Annotated in this window: 18 protein-coding genes; 9 read left to right on the forward strand and 9 right to left on the reverse strand. The window is 73.6% G+C overall.

What is annotated here, in order from left to right:
- Positions 1-56: 56 nt before the first annotated feature.
- Both ACYQ77_RS06425 and ACYQ77_RS06430 read right to left on the reverse strand, forming a co-directional pair.
- Positions 57-242, reverse strand: coding sequence for a hypothetical protein (locus ACYQ77_RS06425; protein ID WP_459708402.1), 186 nt, complete (start codon positions 240-242; stop codon positions 57-59).
- Between the two features lie 92 nt (positions 243-334).
- Entirely contained in the window at positions 335-1303 is a 969-nt protein-coding gene (locus ACYQ77_RS06430; protein WP_459708404.1) for a prenyltransferase/squalene oxidase repeat-containing protein, read from the reverse strand.
- Positions 1304-1370: 67 nt separating this feature from the next.
- Between ACYQ77_RS06430 and ACYQ77_RS06435 the strand changes: the two genes are divergently transcribed.
- On the forward strand, positions 1371-1805 hold the full coding sequence (locus ACYQ77_RS06435) for a hypothetical protein (protein ID WP_459708406.1): 435 nt from the start codon (positions 1371-1373) through the stop codon (positions 1803-1805).
- A 5-nt stretch (positions 1806-1810) separates the two neighbouring features.
- Positions 1811-2590: a class I SAM-dependent methyltransferase gene (locus ACYQ77_RS06440; RefSeq protein ID WP_459708408.1), complete on the forward strand. Its 780-nt coding sequence runs from the start codon at positions 1811-1813 to the stop codon at positions 2588-2590.
- Positions 2591-3106: 516 nt separating this feature from the next.
- Here the strand turns inward: ACYQ77_RS06440 and ACYQ77_RS06445 are convergent.
- Complete coding sequence (locus tag ACYQ77_RS06445) at positions 3107-3649, reverse strand: DinB family protein (RefSeq protein WP_459708410.1); 543 nt, start codon at positions 3647-3649, stop codon at positions 3107-3109.
- Between the two features lie 42 nt (positions 3650-3691).
- Here ACYQ77_RS06445 and ACYQ77_RS06450 point away from each other — a divergent pair, with 42 nt between their 5' ends.
- Both ACYQ77_RS06450 and ACYQ77_RS06455 read left to right on the forward strand, forming a co-directional pair.
- The gene (locus tag ACYQ77_RS06450) at positions 3692-4531 is read left to right on the forward strand and encodes a glycosyltransferase family 2 protein (protein ID WP_459708412.1); all 840 of its coding nucleotides are present in this window, start codon (positions 3692-3694) and stop codon (positions 4529-4531) included.
- A gap of 69 nt (positions 4532-4600) precedes the next feature.
- Positions 4601-4855: a tetratricopeptide repeat protein gene (locus ACYQ77_RS06455; protein ID WP_459708413.1), complete on the forward strand. Its 255-nt coding sequence runs from the start codon at positions 4601-4603 to the stop codon at positions 4853-4855.
- Between the two features lie 189 nt (positions 4856-5044).
- Here the strand turns inward: ACYQ77_RS06455 and ACYQ77_RS06460 are convergent, their stop codons facing one another.
- Entirely contained in the window at positions 5045-5530 is a 486-nt protein-coding gene (locus tag ACYQ77_RS06460) for a MarR family winged helix-turn-helix transcriptional regulator (protein WP_459708415.1), read from the reverse strand.
- Positions 5531-5595: 65 nt separating this feature from the next.
- Between ACYQ77_RS06460 and ACYQ77_RS06465 the strand changes: the two genes are divergently transcribed.
- The gene (locus ACYQ77_RS06465; RefSeq protein WP_459708418.1) at positions 5596-5961 is read left to right on the forward strand and encodes a VOC family protein; all 366 of its coding nucleotides are present in this window, start codon (positions 5596-5598) and stop codon (positions 5959-5961) included.
- Here the strand turns inward: ACYQ77_RS06465 and ACYQ77_RS06470 are convergent.
- Together ACYQ77_RS06470 and ACYQ77_RS06475 are read right to left on the reverse strand one after the other, a co-directional pair.
- The gene (locus ACYQ77_RS06470) at positions 5910-6632 is read right to left on the reverse strand and encodes a TetR/AcrR family transcriptional regulator (RefSeq protein WP_459708420.1); all 723 of its coding nucleotides are present in this window, start codon (positions 6630-6632) and stop codon (positions 5910-5912) included. The two genes, ACYQ77_RS06465 and ACYQ77_RS06470, sit on opposite strands and share 52 nt — an antisense overlap.
- 31 nt (positions 6633-6663) lie before the next feature.
- Positions 6664-7506 (reverse strand): patatin-like phospholipase family protein, encoded by an 843-nt coding sequence (locus tag ACYQ77_RS06475; protein WP_459708422.1) that lies wholly within the window; start codon positions 7504-7506, stop codon positions 6664-6666.
- 113 nt (positions 7507-7619) lie between these two features.
- Here ACYQ77_RS06475 and ACYQ77_RS06480 point away from each other — a divergent pair, with 113 nt between their 5' ends.
- Positions 7620-8363, forward strand: coding sequence for an SDR family oxidoreductase (locus tag ACYQ77_RS06480; protein ID WP_459708424.1), 744 nt, complete (start codon positions 7620-7622; stop codon positions 8361-8363).
- Here ACYQ77_RS06480 and ACYQ77_RS06485 read toward each other — a convergent pair.
- Positions 8358-9002: a response regulator gene (locus ACYQ77_RS06485; protein WP_459708426.1), complete on the reverse strand. Its 645-nt coding sequence runs from the start codon at positions 9000-9002 to the stop codon at positions 8358-8360. The genes ACYQ77_RS06480 and ACYQ77_RS06485 overlap by 6 nt on opposite strands.
- Positions 8999-10048 (reverse strand): sensor histidine kinase, encoded by a 1050-nt coding sequence (locus ACYQ77_RS06490; protein WP_459708428.1) that lies wholly within the window; start codon positions 10046-10048, stop codon positions 8999-9001. The genes ACYQ77_RS06485 and ACYQ77_RS06490 overlap by 4 nt, the downstream gene beginning before the upstream one ends.
- Before the next feature lie 111 nt (positions 10049-10159).
- On the opposite strand from ACYQ77_RS06490, the gene ACYQ77_RS06495 reads away from it, so the two are divergent.
- The 3 genes from ACYQ77_RS06495 to ACYQ77_RS06505 are packed head-to-tail and all read left to right on the forward strand — an operon-like array spanning position 10160 to position 13247.
- Entirely contained in the window at positions 10160-11077 is a 918-nt protein-coding gene (locus tag ACYQ77_RS06495; protein ID WP_459708430.1) for an ABC transporter ATP-binding protein, read from the forward strand.
- A complete protein-coding gene (locus ACYQ77_RS06500) occupies positions 11074-12531 on the forward strand; it encodes an ABC transporter permease subunit (RefSeq protein ID WP_459708432.1) in 1458 nt (485 codons plus the stop codon). Before ACYQ77_RS06495 ends, ACYQ77_RS06500 begins: the two co-directional genes overlap by 4 nt.
- Complete coding sequence (locus ACYQ77_RS06505; protein ID WP_459708433.1) at positions 12528-13247, forward strand: ABC transporter permease; 720 nt, start codon at positions 12528-12530, stop codon at positions 13245-13247. The genes ACYQ77_RS06500 and ACYQ77_RS06505 overlap by 4 nt, the downstream gene beginning before the upstream one ends.
- On the opposite strand, the gene ACYQ77_RS06510 is transcribed toward ACYQ77_RS06505, so the two are convergent.
- Positions 13244-13621: a VOC family protein gene (locus ACYQ77_RS06510; protein WP_459708435.1), complete on the reverse strand. Its 378-nt coding sequence runs from the start codon at positions 13619-13621 to the stop codon at positions 13244-13246. The two genes, ACYQ77_RS06505 and ACYQ77_RS06510, sit on opposite strands and share 4 nt — an antisense overlap.
- Between the last annotated feature and the right edge of the window lie 5 nt (positions 13622-13626).

A 13626-nucleotide genomic window follows, 5' to 3' on the forward strand; every position in this document is an offset into this window, starting at 1 on the left:
GGGTTTACGTCCGGTGTCACCCGGCAGGACCAGGGCGTCACCCCGATGCCGCAACGTCAGCGGCGCATGGACCAGCGGCGGCCGTTCCGCGCGGGCAGGGCCGCTCCGATGCCTGCCATGTGCAGGGCGAGGCAGAGCAGGCCGCCGGTCACGAACACGCTGGCGCTGATACCGATGGTCGCGTCGGCCAGATCCATGATCAGTGCGATGGCGAACAGAACCGCTGCGAGGATCGCGAGCATGGCGGGGATCCTTTCTGGGGACCTTCGTGCGGCCGGAATACCCCCGTCCCGCATTCCTCAATCCCTTGTGCCGCACAGAGCACGGCTACCGGTCAGGTGGTCTGACCGGGCCGGTGCGCGTCCCACCAGGCGAGCACGCGCGTGCCGTGGAACGTCAGCCACTTCGACGGCTCGCCCCGCGGCACGTCGACCTCGAACCACACGCGCCCGGGGAGCACGGCGCCCTGGAGCCAGGTGCCGTCCGGTTGCCGGGCGGCGCGCACCAGCTCGATCGCGTCGGCCATGCGTGGATCCGGTGGGGTGCCGTCGAACTCGGCGGCCTCGCGGAAGTGGCCGGCCGCGGTGAGGACGTTGTAGCGCCAGCGGAACGGGTACGCGAACTCGGCCACCCACGGCGCCACCGGCTCGCCCGTCGACAGCCGCCGGAAGAGCCCGCGGCGCAGGAGGTACTCCTCGCCGGCGCGGCGGGCGGCACGGGTCGCGTCCGTGCCCGCCCGGGCGACCTCGACGGCGAGCAGGGCCCGGAGCGCGCTGAGCGTCGAGTGGAACGACGAGCGCGTCGAGCCCTCCACCCACGCGCAGTTCCAGCCACCGTCGGGCAGCTGGTGTTCGAGGAACCAGTCGACGATGCCCGCGACGTCGGCGCCGAGCCACAGCCCGTTCATGACGGTCCACGCGTTGATGCAGCAGTCGACCTCGCCGCCCCAGTACGGCAGGTCGTCGTACTCCCAGCGGCAGTGCTCGGCGAGCAGCTCGGCCGTGCGGCGGGCGCGCAGGACGGCCGGGTCCAGGCCCCAGTCGCGCAGTGCGTTGAGCGACCACGTGGTCGCGGTCCATGGCTGCCCGACCTCGGTCGCCGGGTCGGCGTCGGCCGGGAAGTACGCGCCACCCGCCCACCGGCCGTCCGGGTCCTGGTGCGCGAGGAGCCGCGCGCCGAAGCCCTCGGTGGCGACCCTGGCACGCGTCGCCTCCCACACCTCGGGCGGTTCACGCAGGAGCGCGCGCTCCACCTGCCAGCGCAGGGCGGGGTCGGAGTCGCGTAGCCAGGCGAGTGGTTCCACGGCGCGACTGTAGCCGCCGCGGCCGGTGGTAGTAGTTTTCGTCGGCCAGAACGGTCTCCTGGGGTCGGTGACAGTGAACAGCAATTCCGCGCACGGGTTCCGCGCGCGCTCGGACGTGGAGTGGGGCGACGCCGACTTCACGGTCCGGGTGGCGGGCGTCGACGACCTGCTGCGCATCCAGCGCGAGAACGTCGCGCACGACCGGTCCCGCCGGTGGAGCAGCGAGGAGGCGCTGCTGCGGCAGGTGTCGGCGGTGTCGGGGGTGTTCCTGTGCCCGATGCTGCGGAACGAGGGACGCGTGTCGGACCCGGAGTCGTACCGCTGCTGGGCGTGGTTCGTCCTCGGGGTCGAGGAGGGGACGCAGGGCGTGACGTTGCTGGATGTGGGAAAGGACATCTTCGAAGCGCTGCCGGAGCTGTACTCTCGCACCGAACTGCGCAGGGTGATCAAGGTGACGATGGCCCGCGTGATGCTGGGGTCCCGGTTCGAGAACATGTGGTGAGTGCCGTGCGGGTCGATCCGTCCAATGAGGACCAACTGGCGTACTGGGACGGTGCCTCCGGCGCCTACTGGGCGAAACGCGCCGACCGCTTCGAGGAAGGCGTCGCGGACTACGACTTCGTCGGCGCGGTCGGCGTCGAGCGGACGGACCGCGTGCTGGACGTGGGCTGCGGCAGCGGCGCGACGACCCGCGCGGCCGCCCGGCTCGCGGTCGACGGGCACGCGCTGGGCGTGGACCTGTCCGGTCCGATGCTGGCGCTGGCGCGGGAGCGCGCCGCCGGGATGACCAACGTCAGCTTCGAGCAGGCGGACGCGCAGGTGCACCCGTTCCCGGAGTGCGACGTGGTGATGAGCCGCAGCGGGGTGATGTTCTTCGGCGATCCGGAGCGCGCGTTCAGGAACCTGGCGAGGGCGCTGCGGCCGGGTGGGCGGCTGGTGCTCATGACGTGGCAGGGGGTGGCCGCCAACGAGTGGCAGCAGGTTATTCGTGCCGCCTTGCGGGCGGGGGAGGCGCCTGAGCCTGCTGGGTTCGCCGATCCTGAGTGGATTAGCGGCTTGCTGACCGGTGCCGGCTTTCGTGATGTGCGCGTCGACGGGCGTGAGGAGGAGATGTACCTCGGGGCGACGGTGGAGGACGCTGTCGAGTTCGTCGCCGGGCAGTTCGCTGCTCGGTTCGCGGAGCCGCGGGAGGCGGTGGCTGCCTTGCGGGCGGGTTTCGCGAAGCGTCTGTCGGGGCGCGGGGTTCGGTTGGGGTCGGCCGCTTGGTTCGTTCACGCGGTCCGGTGAGTTGTCCACAGGTGGGGTGGTTGTCCACAGCCAAGATCGACATCCGTCCCCCTGTCGGTGGACACCGGTAGACTGGACAGCGGGGTGCCCCCGGGAGTGGTGGGGGCTGCCCGTATGTACTGGGGGGCCTGTTTTCGCTGGTCAGTGCCGTTGTGGCGGTTTGTGTGCCCCGGGCGTGGTGGTGTGCCTTGCCTGGGTTTTCCCTCCGGGGGGTCCTCGCCGGACGGGCTGGTCTCCGGGATGGCGGGGGTTTGGTCTCGGGTTGGTTTGGCAAGGACTGGTGTCCGTGGCTGCCTGCCATCCCGTCGACCTCCCACGGGCTATCACACCGCGTCAAGGGGGCCCGGGCGGTTTGGTCTTTGGGTTGCGTTGGGTTTCCGGGCCCCCTTGACCCGGTGTGATCGGGCTTCGCCAGGTCGACGGGATGGCAGGCAGGCAGTACTTGTGTGGTGTGGTGGGCTGCGCTCGGCTTTTCTAGTGAGCCGGGCATGGTTTGGGGGTTTGTGGGTGTCTTGGTCAGACTCCTACCGCGCCGTCGATGCGTTCGCGTAGTAGGTCTGCGTGGCCGTTGTGGCGGGCGTACTCCTCGATCATGTGGACCAGCACCCAGCGCAGCGACACCGTGCCGCGCCAGCTGTCCTCGCCTGTCACGTCCAGGTTCGGGGCCTCCTCCGTGAGCTTCTCCGCGAAGGCCACCTCCTCGCGCCACGCCGTCCACGCCTCCGCCGCCACCTCGGGGTCTGGCGTGGCGCCGTCGAAGTCGCCGTCCGGGGCTGCCGGGGTCGAGAAGCGTGGTGGTGCGTCCTCGTGGGCCATCACGTGGCGGAACCAGCGGCGTTCCACGTCTGCCAGGTGGCGTACCAGGCCCAGTAGCGACAGCGTCGACGGTGGTACCGACCGGTCCGCCAGTGGGGCGGTGTCCAGGCCCGCGCACTTCGCTTCCAGCGTTGCGCGTTGTGCGGCCAGGACCCCAGCGAGCACCGCGCGCTCGTCGCCGGTCGTAGGATTTCGGAACCGACGGTCGTCCTCACCGCCGAACAGTTCGGCTCTTCTCGGCATGACCGGCACGCTAGCGCTTGGAGCCGTCCCATGTTCGTCGTCATGACCTTGCTCGTGCGGGACGAGGCCGACGTCGTGGCCGCGGTCGTCGAGCACCACCTCGCCGCAGGCGTCGGACTGGTCGTCGCCACCGACAACGGGTCCGTCGACGGGACGGCGGAAATCCTTGCCGCGTACGAGGAAGCCGGGGTGCTCGAGCTGCACCACGAACCCGCCCACGACTACCGGCAGGCCGAGTGGGTCACCCGGATGGCTCGCCGTGCGGCCGCGGTGCACGGTGCCGACTGGGTGATCAACGCCGACGCCGACGAGTTCCTGTGGGCGTCGCGGCCGTTGCCCGACGTGTTCGCGGCGGTGCGTGGTGGTGGTGTGGTGGTGCCGCGCGACAACCTGGTGGCGGCGCCCGGGGTGACCGGGTCGTGGGTGGACCGGCTGGTGCTGCGCGACGAGCGGTCGCTGTCACCGCGCGGAACCCGCATCGGGCCGAAGTTCTGCCACGTCGGCGACCCGGAGGTCGCGGTGGCGTACGGCAACCACACCGCCGAGGGACCGCGGATCGGGCCGCCGGACGGCGAGCACCCGCTGCGGATGCTGCACGTCCCGGACCGCGGCGCCGAGCAGTACCGCAGGAAGATCCGCAACGGCGGCTCGGCCTACGCGGCGAACACGGTGGTGAGCGCCGAGGTCGGCTGGCACTGGCGCGAGGACTACGCGCGGCTGCACGACGGCACGTTCGACCAGACGTACGCGGACCGGCAGGCGGACCTCGCCGAGCGAATGGCGCGCGGGGAGCTGGTGCCGGACACCCGGCTGCGTGACCGCCTGCGGGCGCTCGTGCCGCACGCCGTCCTGCCCGAGCAGCTCGCGAAGGTGGTCGGCTGAGCCGGAAGGCGGTTGTCCGGGGTGTGTGGCGTACTTACGATGCGCCTGTTCTCACGGACAGGGGACGCCATGACCGACGCACTGATCGCGAGCATGCGAAGAGCCGTCGAGGCCGCGCCCGACGACGTCGTGCTGCGGCTCCACCTCGCTGAACTGCTGGTGGGCGCCGGCAACGGGGACGACGCCGTCACCCACCTCGGGGTCGTGCTCGCCGCCGACCCCGGCAACCACAAGGCCCACGACCTCATGGCGCTGGCGGTGGCCGGCGCCCCGCGTCACGTGGAGTTCGACTGGCAGGCAGCGGAACGAGACCTGCGCGCCTGACCCCTGCACATACGGCGGCCCCCCGTCCGTCAAGGTCGGCAGGGTGGTGTTGCCTTGCGTGGGGTTTTCCCTCCGGGGGGTCCTCGCCGGACGGGCACCTCTCCGGGGGTGATGGGGGCTTCGCCCCGCTTCGCGGGGTTCGGGCGCTGCGCGCCCGCACGTTGGGGTGGGCTCCCGTCCGGTGGAGAGTCAGGTCCCGCGCCACCAGATGGCTGATGTCGGGGTTCGGCGGGTGGGGGCCGTCGACATGGCCTTGGACATGGCCTCCGCCAGCCGGGTCACCTGTGCCGTCAGCGTCGCCAGCTCGGTCGGCTGCCAGTCGGCGACCGCCGGGGTGAAGCGGGCGATCAGGTTGTCGCCGTAGGCGCGCAGTGCCTGTTCACCCGCCTTGGACAGGGTGATCGCGTAGCTGCGGCCGTCGTCGGTGTCCGGGGCGATCGTGATCAGGCCCTTGTCCTGGAGGCCGCGCACGTGCCGCGTGATCGACGGGAACGCCACCTCCAGCTCCGCCGCCGCCTGGGACGGTTTCAGCGTGCCCTTCTCCGCGCCCGCCAGTGTCAGCAGGCCGACGTCCACCTCGTCCAGTGGCTGGTCCGCCACCCCGCGCTGGACGTGCCTGGCACACTCCCGCAGCGCGGCCATCAGCTGCAGCACCACCGAACTGTTTACTTCCACCAAGTAAGCATATGTCGAAAACGGTCGTCGTGGTTCGTCGGCGGGGAAACGAGAGGAGCACGACCATGATCATCGCGTTGCCCACCGAGGACCGGGTCGCCGCGCACGCCTTCTACCGGGACGCGTTCGGGTTCGAGGCGTTCGGGGAGCCCGGCGACGACGGTGTGCCCGAGCCGCTGCGGTTCCGGCTCGGCGACGACCTGACCCTCATGCTCATCCCCACCGGCGGGTTCGGGTGGACGGTCGGCAGGCCGGTCGCCGGGCGGGGGACCAGCGAGGTCGCTCTGTCGATCACCGTCGGCGACGTGGACGCGGCCTTCGGGCAGGCGGTCGCCGCCGGGGCCGAGGTCGTCGCGAAGCCGGAGCAGAAGCCGTGGGGCTACACCGCCGCCGTCGCCGACCTCGACGGGCACGTCTGGCTGCTGACCTGACCCGCGATCCGGTCCAGCCACTCCGCCAGCAGGCCGCGTTCGTGCTCGGTCAGTGCCGACGTCGACGGGAGGGCCGCGCGGAGCGCGATCGCCGCGCCGGCCGCGCCCGGGTCGGCCGCGGCCGGGGTGTCGGTGGTGATCGCCGCGATCACCGCCTCGCGGGTCAGCGTGGACACCGTCAGGTCGCGGCGGTCCGGGGGTTCGGCGATCAGCGTGAGCGTCGTGCCGCAGCCCGCCGCGTGGACCATCCTGGCCGCGCGGTCCTCGCTGACCCGCAGCCTGCCCGCCGCCGCGACCCGGTGGATCCGGACCGCCAGCAGTTCCGCCGCCGCCGCGGCCGCCGGGGTGGTCGCGCCAGGGCGGGGCTCGCCGTAGATCAGCGAGTACAGGGCCGGGTTCGCCAGGCCGAACTCCACGTGCGTGTCCCAGCCCGTGCGCAGGTCCTCGACCGGGTCGTCGGTCGCCGCCTGGCCGGTCTTCTCCGCCAGGTACGCCTGGAAACCGTGCGTCGCCACCGCGTCGAGGAGGCCCTGCTTGTCGCCGAAGATGCGGTAGATCGTCGGGGCCTGGACGTTCGCCGCCGCGCTCACCGCGCGGGTCGACACCGCCTCGCGGCCGCCCTCGGCGAGCAGCGCGGCGGCGGCCGCGACGATCCGGTCCCGGGTGTCCATGTGCTCGACGATAACAGGATCGTGTTATCGGCTATTCGCTCCACGCCGCCCGGACCGACGACACCACCGACGCGGCCTGCCGCAGACCCGCGCGGGCCGCGTCGGCGCGTTTCGCCGGGTCGAGCACGTTGCGGCCGAACGCCCGCAGCGCCTCGGCGTCCGGGCTCACCAGCGCCACCGCCGACGACTGCGACCGCAGCCGCTCGATGTGCGCCGCCGCGCCCGGCATCGGGCCGAAGCCGCGCGGGATCGGGGCCAGCACGACGACCTTGTCGTACCCGGCGGCGAGGTCGGCGTTCGTGCCCGACCGGGCGCCGCCGTCCATGTACCGGCGCCCGTCGACGGTGACCGGCGGCCACACCCCCGGCACGGCGCAGCTCGCGGCGACCGCCCGTACCAGCGGCACACCCGAGTCGCGGTCGAACACCCGGAACTCGCCCGTCTCGACGTCCACCGCGGTGACCCGGAGAGCGGTGTCGGACGGCCACTCCTTCACCGGCAACCGCGACTCGATCACCGCGACGCGGGCGGCCTCGTCGCCGTCCACGCTCAGCGCCAGGCGGCCGATCCGCTGCCGGATCTTCCTCGGCGTGCTCGACCCGCCCAGGATCGCCATCCCGTAGCGGAGCATCGTGCCGACACCGAGCGCGCCCGCGATCTCCCCGTCCGGCGGCGCCAGCTGCGCCTCGTACCGCTCCGCCGGGTCGAGGCCGTTCGCCACCTGGGCGCCGACGACCGAGCCCGCGGACGTGCCGACCACCAGGTCCGCGCCGGAGAGCGCGATCCCGGCCTCCGCCAGACCGGCGAGAATGCCCCATTCCCAGGCGATCCCGGTGATGCCGCCGCCACCGAGCACGAGTGCGCGTCGCGTCATCCGCCCATCATGCCCGGCCCGCCGGCGCGGACGTCGCGGCGGTGCTCTCCCACCCGTCACCGGCGCGGGCCGGGGAAGCGCAGGCCGACGGTGTCCGGCCTAGCCTGGAGGGCATGGATCTTGGGCTGACGGACCGCGTGTACCTGGTGACCGGCGGGAGCAAGGGACTCGGGTTCGCCACCGCGTCCGCGCTGGTCGCCGAGGGCGCGCGAGTGGTGATCACGGGCCGGACCGAGGAGACGGTGGCGGCGGCCGCGGCCGGGCTGGGCGCGGTCGGGGTGGCGTGCGACAACGCCGACCCGGCGACGCCCGGCCGGTTGCTCGCGGCGGCGCGGGACGCGTACGGGCGGGTCGACGGGCTGCTGGTGAGCGTCGGCGGGCCACCTTCGGGGTCGGTCACGGCCGCGTCCGACGAGCAGTGGCGGGACACGTTCGAGTCCGTGTTCCTCGGCGCGGTCCGGCTCGCCCGCGAGGTCGCCGCGGAGCTGGGCGACGGCGGGTCGATCGCCTTCGTGCTGTCGTCGTCGGTGCGGGCGCCGATCGGGACGCTCGGCATCTCCAACGGGCTGCGGCCGGGCCTCGCCATGGTCGCGAAGTCGATGGCCAACGAGCTGGGACCGCTGGGGGTGCGGGTCAACGGCCTGCTGCCGGGCCGGATCGCGACCGACCGCATGGCCGCTCTGGACGCCCAGGCCACACCGGACGAACGCGCCGCGACCCTGGCGACGATCCCGCTCGGCAGGCCGGGCGACCCCGCGGAGTTCGGGCGCGTGGCCGCGTTCGTCCTGTCGCCTGCCGCGTCCTACCTGACGGGCGTCATGCTCCCGGTCGACGGCGGCATGCTGCCCGGCCTATAGCGCCCTCGGCACGACCAGGCCCGACTCGTACGCCGCGACCACGGCCTGTGTGCGGTCGCGGAGGCCGAGCTTGCCGAGCATGCGGGACACGTGCGTCTTCACCGTCTCCTCGGTGACCACCAGGCGCGCGGCGATCTCGGTGTTGGACAGGCCCTCCGCGACCAGGCGCAGCACCTCGGTCTCGCGTGGCGTCAGGCTCGCCAGCTCCGGCGGGCGCGGTCGCGGTCGCTGCCGCGCGAACTCGCCGATCAGCCGTCGCGTGACCGTGGGCGCGAGCAGCGCCTCACCGGCGGCGACCACGCGGACCGCGTCGAAGAGGCGTTCCGCCGTGACGTCCTTCAGCAGGAACCCGCTCGCCCCCGCTCGCAGCGCGTCGTAGACGTACTCGTCCAGGTCGAACGTGGTCAGGATCAGCACCCTCGGCCCGCCCGCGAGCCTGCGGGTCGCCTCGATGCCGTCCATGCCGGGCATGCGGACGTCCATCAGCACCACGTCGGGAGCGCGCTCCCCGCACAGCCGCACCGCGGCGGCCCCGTCGGCGGCGACCCCCGCCACCGTGAAGTCGGGCTGCGTCTCCAGCAGCGCCGCGTACCCGGTGCGCACGACCTCGTGGTCGTCCGCCACCACGAGGGTGATCACGACGCCGCCACGGGAAGGGTGGCCTCGACGAGGAACCCGCCGACCGCCGTGGTCCCGGTGCGCAGCGTGCCACCGACCGCCGCCGCGCGTTCACGCATGCCCGCCAGCCCGTGCCCGGCCGGGTGGTCCGGGCCGGGACCGTTGTCGCGGATCCGCACCCGCAACTCCGTGCCGTAGCGCAGTTCCACGTCCACCGCGGCGCCCGGCGCGTGCCTGCGCGCGTTGGTGAGCGCTTCCTGCACGATCCGGTACGCGGCCAGCTCCACGCCCGGGTCCAGCGGCACCGGCGTGCCGGACACGATGAGCCGCGCGCCCGCCGTCTGGCGTGCGTCGTCCAGCAGGTCGACCAGCTGGGTGAGACCCGGTTGCGGCTGCCGCCCGGCCGCATCGTCGGTGTCCTCGCGGAGCACGCCCAGCAGCCGCCGCATCTCGGTGAGACCGGCGCGGGCGCGGTCGCCGATGTCGGAGAACCGTTCCGCGCCGAGAGGTGTGAGGTCCGGGGTGGTGAGCCGCGCGGTCTCGGCCTGCACGGCGATCATGGAGATGTGGTGGGCCACCACGTCGTGCAGCTCGCGCGCGATCCTGGCCCGTTCACCGCGTGCCGTGTGCTCGACGAGCGTGGTCGCGACCGCCTGCCGCGCCGCCCGGTGCACCCGCGCCTCCTTGTCGGCCCGGAACGCGACACCCGCCAGCACCGCGGCGGGCGCGGCGGCCGCGACCAGCACGGCGACCGGCGCCGGCCACCCGGCCGCCACCACCACGAACGGGACCGCGAGCGCCAGTGCCCACACCTCCGCCACCCGCGCCAACAGGACCGCGAGCACCACGGCCGCGCCCACCGTGAGCACGTGGAGCAGGGTGAGCGACAGCAGGCCCGCGGCCGCCGCGATCAGCGCGGCGGGCCGCGCGGGCAGCAGCGCGGCGAGCGTCCCGGCGAGCGCGAACAACAGCAGCACCAGCACGAACTCGACGCTCACCCGGGCGCCGACCGTGCGCAGCAGGACCTCGCCGACGGACACGGCCGCGGCGAGCGCGCTCCACACCATGGCGATCATTGTCGCCGCCCGCGCGGGCCGGGGCGTCACTCTCAGGAGGGACGCGAGGATGGCTCCGCACCGTGACGACCCGGGCGGCCCGCGCTCCTAGCCTTCGTCGGCATGGAAGCCACCATCGAGGTCACCGGGCTGCGCAAGCGCTTCGGGGGGACCACCGCGCTCGACGGGATGACGTTCACCGTCGAGGGCGGGCAGGTCACCGGGTTCGTCGGGCCCAACGGAGCCGGGAAGTCCACCACCATGCGCGTCGTGCTCGGGCTCGACGCCGCCGACGCCGGGCACGCGCTCGTCGGCGGCCGCCCCTACCGCGAGCTGCGCACCCCGTTGCGCCACGTCGGGTCGCTGCTCGACGCGGGCGCCCTCCAGCCGTCCCGCACCGGCCGCAACCACCTGCTGTGGCTCGCGCACTCGCAGGGCCTGCCCGCGAGCCGGGTCGACGAGGTCATCGCCGTCACCGGCCTCGGCCCCGCCGCGCGGCGCAAGGCGGGCGGCTACTCGCTCGGCATGCGGCAGCGGCTCGGCATCGCCGCCGCGCTGCTCGGCGACCCGCCCGTGCTCATGCTCGACGAGCCGTTCAACGGCATGGACCCCGAGGGCATCGTCTGGATGCGCACGTTCCTGCGCGAGAAGGCCCGCGAGGGCCGCGCGGTGCTCGTGTCCAGCCACCTCATGAGCGAACTGGAGGACACCGCGGACCACCTCGTCGTGGTGGGCCGCGGCAGGGTCATCGCCGACACCGGCGTCGCCGAGCTGATCGCCGCCGCGTCCGGGGACCGCGTCACGCTGCGCACGTCCGACCGCACGCGCGCCATGACCGTGCTCGGCGGCGCGGGCGCCACGGTCGCCGCGACCGGCGCCGACACCGTCACGGTCGGCGGCCTCACGTCCGCCGCGGTGGTCGCGCTGCTCACCGACAACGCCGTGCCGTTCACGGAGATCTCGGCGCACCGCGCCTCGCTCGAGGAGGCGTACATGGAGCTGACCAGGGAAGCCGTCGAGTTCCAGGCGGGGCAGTCATGAGGCGCCTCGTCCACGCCGAGTGGACCAAGTTCCGCACCGTGCGCGGCTGGGTCGTCGGCATGCTCGTCGCGATCCCGCTGACCGTCCTCGTCGGACTGCTCGGTCCGCTCGGCAGCCAGATGGACTGCGCGGGCCCGGACGGGAAACCGTGTGCCGCGGGCGTGCCGCCGACCGGGCCGGGCGGCGAGGCCGTGCACGACGGCTTCTACTTCCTGCACCGCACCCTCACCGGCGACGGCACGATCACCGCCCGCGTGCACGCGCTCCCCGACGACGCCGAACCGTGGGCCAAGGCGGGCGTGATCGTCAAGGACGGCACCGAGCCCGGGTCGGCGTACGCGGCGGTCATGCTCACCGGCGCGCACGGCGTGCGCATGCAGTACGACTTCACGTCCGACGTCGCGGGCCCGCGCTCGGACGCGGACGAGCAGTGGGTCCGCCTGACCCGCACGGGGAACGAGCTCTCCGGCAGCACGTCCCCGGACGGCGAGCACTGGGCGGCGCTCGGGACGGTGCGGCTCGACGGGCTCGGGGACGCGGTCGAGGCGGGCATGTTCGTGTCGTCACCGGAACACGTCGAGATCACCCGCGGCTTCGGCAGCGTCGACGCGATGGGCGGCCCCACCAGCACCACCACCACGTTCGACGAGGTCGCCGTCGACGGCGACTGGTCGGCGGGCTGGCAGGGCACGGAGGTCGGCGGACGGTCCGCGATGGACACCGGGCACACCGGCGACGGCGACCGGTTCACGATCACCGGCCACGGCGACATCGCACCGCTCGTGCCCGACCAGGGCAGCCGGGGCCGGACCGTGGAGAACGCGCTCGTCGGCGTGTTCGCGGGCCTGATCGCGGTGCTGGTGGTCGCGACCCTGTTCGTGACGTCCGAGCACCGGCGCGGCCTCATCCGCACGAGCCTCGCCGCGAGCACGCGCAGGGGCCGGCTGTTCGCGGCGAAGGCGGTCGTGCTGGGCGGGGTGTCGTTCGTGACCGGGGTGGCGTCGGCGGCGCTCGCGATCCCGCTCGTGCAGGCGGTGGAGGAAGCGAAGGGGATGTACCTGTTCCCCACGTCCGCGGCGACCGTCGTGCGGGTGATCGCCGGCACCGGGCTGCTGTTCGCGGTCGCGGCGGTGCTCGCGCTCGCCGTCGGGATGCTGCTGCGCCGCGGCGCGGGCACGGTGACGACGGTGGTCGTGGGGGTCGTGCTGCCGTACCTGCTGGCGGTCGCGTCCGTGCTGCCCGCGGGGCCCGCGGAGTGGCTCACGGCCGTCACCCCGGCCGCCGCGTTCGCGGTGCAGCAGACGATCCCGGAGTACCCGCAGGTCAACGGCAGCTACACGCCCGCGGACGGGTACTTCCCGCTGTCGCCGGGCGGCGGGTTCGCGGTGCTGTGCGCGTACGCGCTGGTCGCGGTCGTGCTCGCGGTGGTCGCGCTGCGCAGGAGGGACGCGTGACCACGCTGCACGCGGAGTGGACCAAGATCAGGACCGTGCCGGGCACGGCGTGGCTGCTGGCCGGGATCGTCGCGGTGACCGTGCCGCTCGGCGCGCTGGCGGCGGCCACCATGCGCGCAGGCGGCGACCCGGCGAAGGCCGCGCTCACCGGCGTCGCGCTCGGCCAGGCGGTCGTGGTGGTGCTGGCGGTCGCGGCGGTCAGCGGCGAGTACGGCACGGGCATGATCCGCACGACGTTCACCGCACTGCCGCGACGGCTGGAAGTGCTGGCGGCCAAGGGTTTCGTGGTGGCCGGCCTGGTGCTGGCGGCAGGCGTGGTCGCCGTGGCCGGCTCGGTGGTCGCGGGCCGCGCACTGCTGCCGGGCGGCCTGCCGCTGGCGGGCCCGGTGGTGCGGGCGGCGGCCGGGTCCGTGCTGTACCTGGCACTGATCGCGCTGCTGGCCGTCGGCGTCGCGGCGCTGGTCCGCGACGCGGCGGCCGCCACCGGCCTGGTGCTCGGCCTGCTGTACCTGTCGCCGATCATCACGACGCTCGTCGCGGACCCCGACTGGTACGACCGGCTCCGCAAGCTCAGCCCGATGACCGCGGGCCTGGCCGTCCAGGCCACTGTGGACGTCGAACCCATCGGTCCGTGGTCCGGGCTCGGCGTGCTGGCCCTGTGGGCGCTCGGCGCACTGGCCGCGGGCGCGCTCTGCCTGCGCCTGCGCGACGCCTAGTTCGCCCGCGGTTCCCGTTTCAGGACGCAGAACTCGTTGCCCTCGGGGTCCGCGAGCACGACGAACGCCTCGTCCCCGGTCTGCCCGACGTCGGCGTGGCGGGCGCCCAGCTCCAGGAGGCGGGCGACCTCCTTGTCCACGTCGCCGTCGGCGGGCCGGAGGTCGGGGTGGAAGCGGTTCTTGCCGTGCTTGGGCTCGCCGCTGTTCTGCAGCCACAACGTCGGCACGTCCGGTGGCGCGCCGGCGGGCGGGTACAGCTTCGCGGCGCCGTCGTCCCCTCGGCGCACGTCGAACCCGAGTGCCGCCGACCAGAACGCCACCATCCGCTCCACGTCCTGGACGTCCAGTGTCCACTGTGCGAACCGTGCGGTCATGGGAG

The sequence above is a fragment of the Actinophytocola sp. KF-1 genome (assembly GCF_054661535.1).

Coding starts and splice junctions, on each gene's coding strand:
- ACYQ77_RS06480 (WP_459708424.1), top strand. CDS start 7,620: ATGGATCTTGGGCTGACGGACCGCGTGTACCTGGTGACCGGCGGGAGC.
- ACYQ77_RS06500 (WP_459708432.1), top strand. CDS start 11,074: ATGAGGCGCCTCGTCCACGCCGAGTGGACCAAGTTCCGCACCGTGCGC.
- ACYQ77_RS06470 (WP_459708420.1), bottom strand. CDS start 6,632: ATGGACACCCGGGACCGGATCGTCGCGGCCGCCGCCGCGCTGCTCGCC.
- ACYQ77_RS06445 (WP_459708410.1), bottom strand. CDS start 3,649: ATGCCGAGAAGAGCCGAACTGTTCGGCGGTGAGGACGACCGTCGGTTC.
- ACYQ77_RS06450 (WP_459708412.1), top strand. CDS start 3,692: ATGACCTTGCTCGTGCGGGACGAGGCCGACGTCGTGGCCGCGGTCGTC.
- ACYQ77_RS06510 (WP_459708435.1), bottom strand. CDS start 13,621: ATGACCGCACGGTTCGCACAGTGGACACTGGACGTCCAGGACGTGGAG.
- ACYQ77_RS06490 (WP_459708428.1), bottom strand. CDS start 10,048: ATGGTGTGGAGCGCGCTCGCCGCGGCCGTGTCCGTCGGCGAGGTCCTG.
- ACYQ77_RS06455 (WP_459708413.1), top strand. CDS start 4,601: ATGACCGACGCACTGATCGCGAGCATGCGAAGAGCCGTCGAGGCCGCG.
- ACYQ77_RS06465 (WP_459708418.1), top strand. CDS start 5,596: ATGATCATCGCGTTGCCCACCGAGGACCGGGTCGCCGCGCACGCCTTC.
- ACYQ77_RS06475 (WP_459708422.1), bottom strand. CDS start 7,506: ATGACGCGACGCGCACTCGTGCTCGGTGGCGGCGGCATCACCGGGATC.
- ACYQ77_RS06425 (WP_459708402.1), bottom strand. CDS start 242: ATGCTCGCGATCCTCGCAGCGGTTCTGTTCGCCATCGCACTGATCATG.
- ACYQ77_RS06495 (WP_459708430.1), top strand. CDS start 10,160: ATGGAAGCCACCATCGAGGTCACCGGGCTGCGCAAGCGCTTCGGGGGG.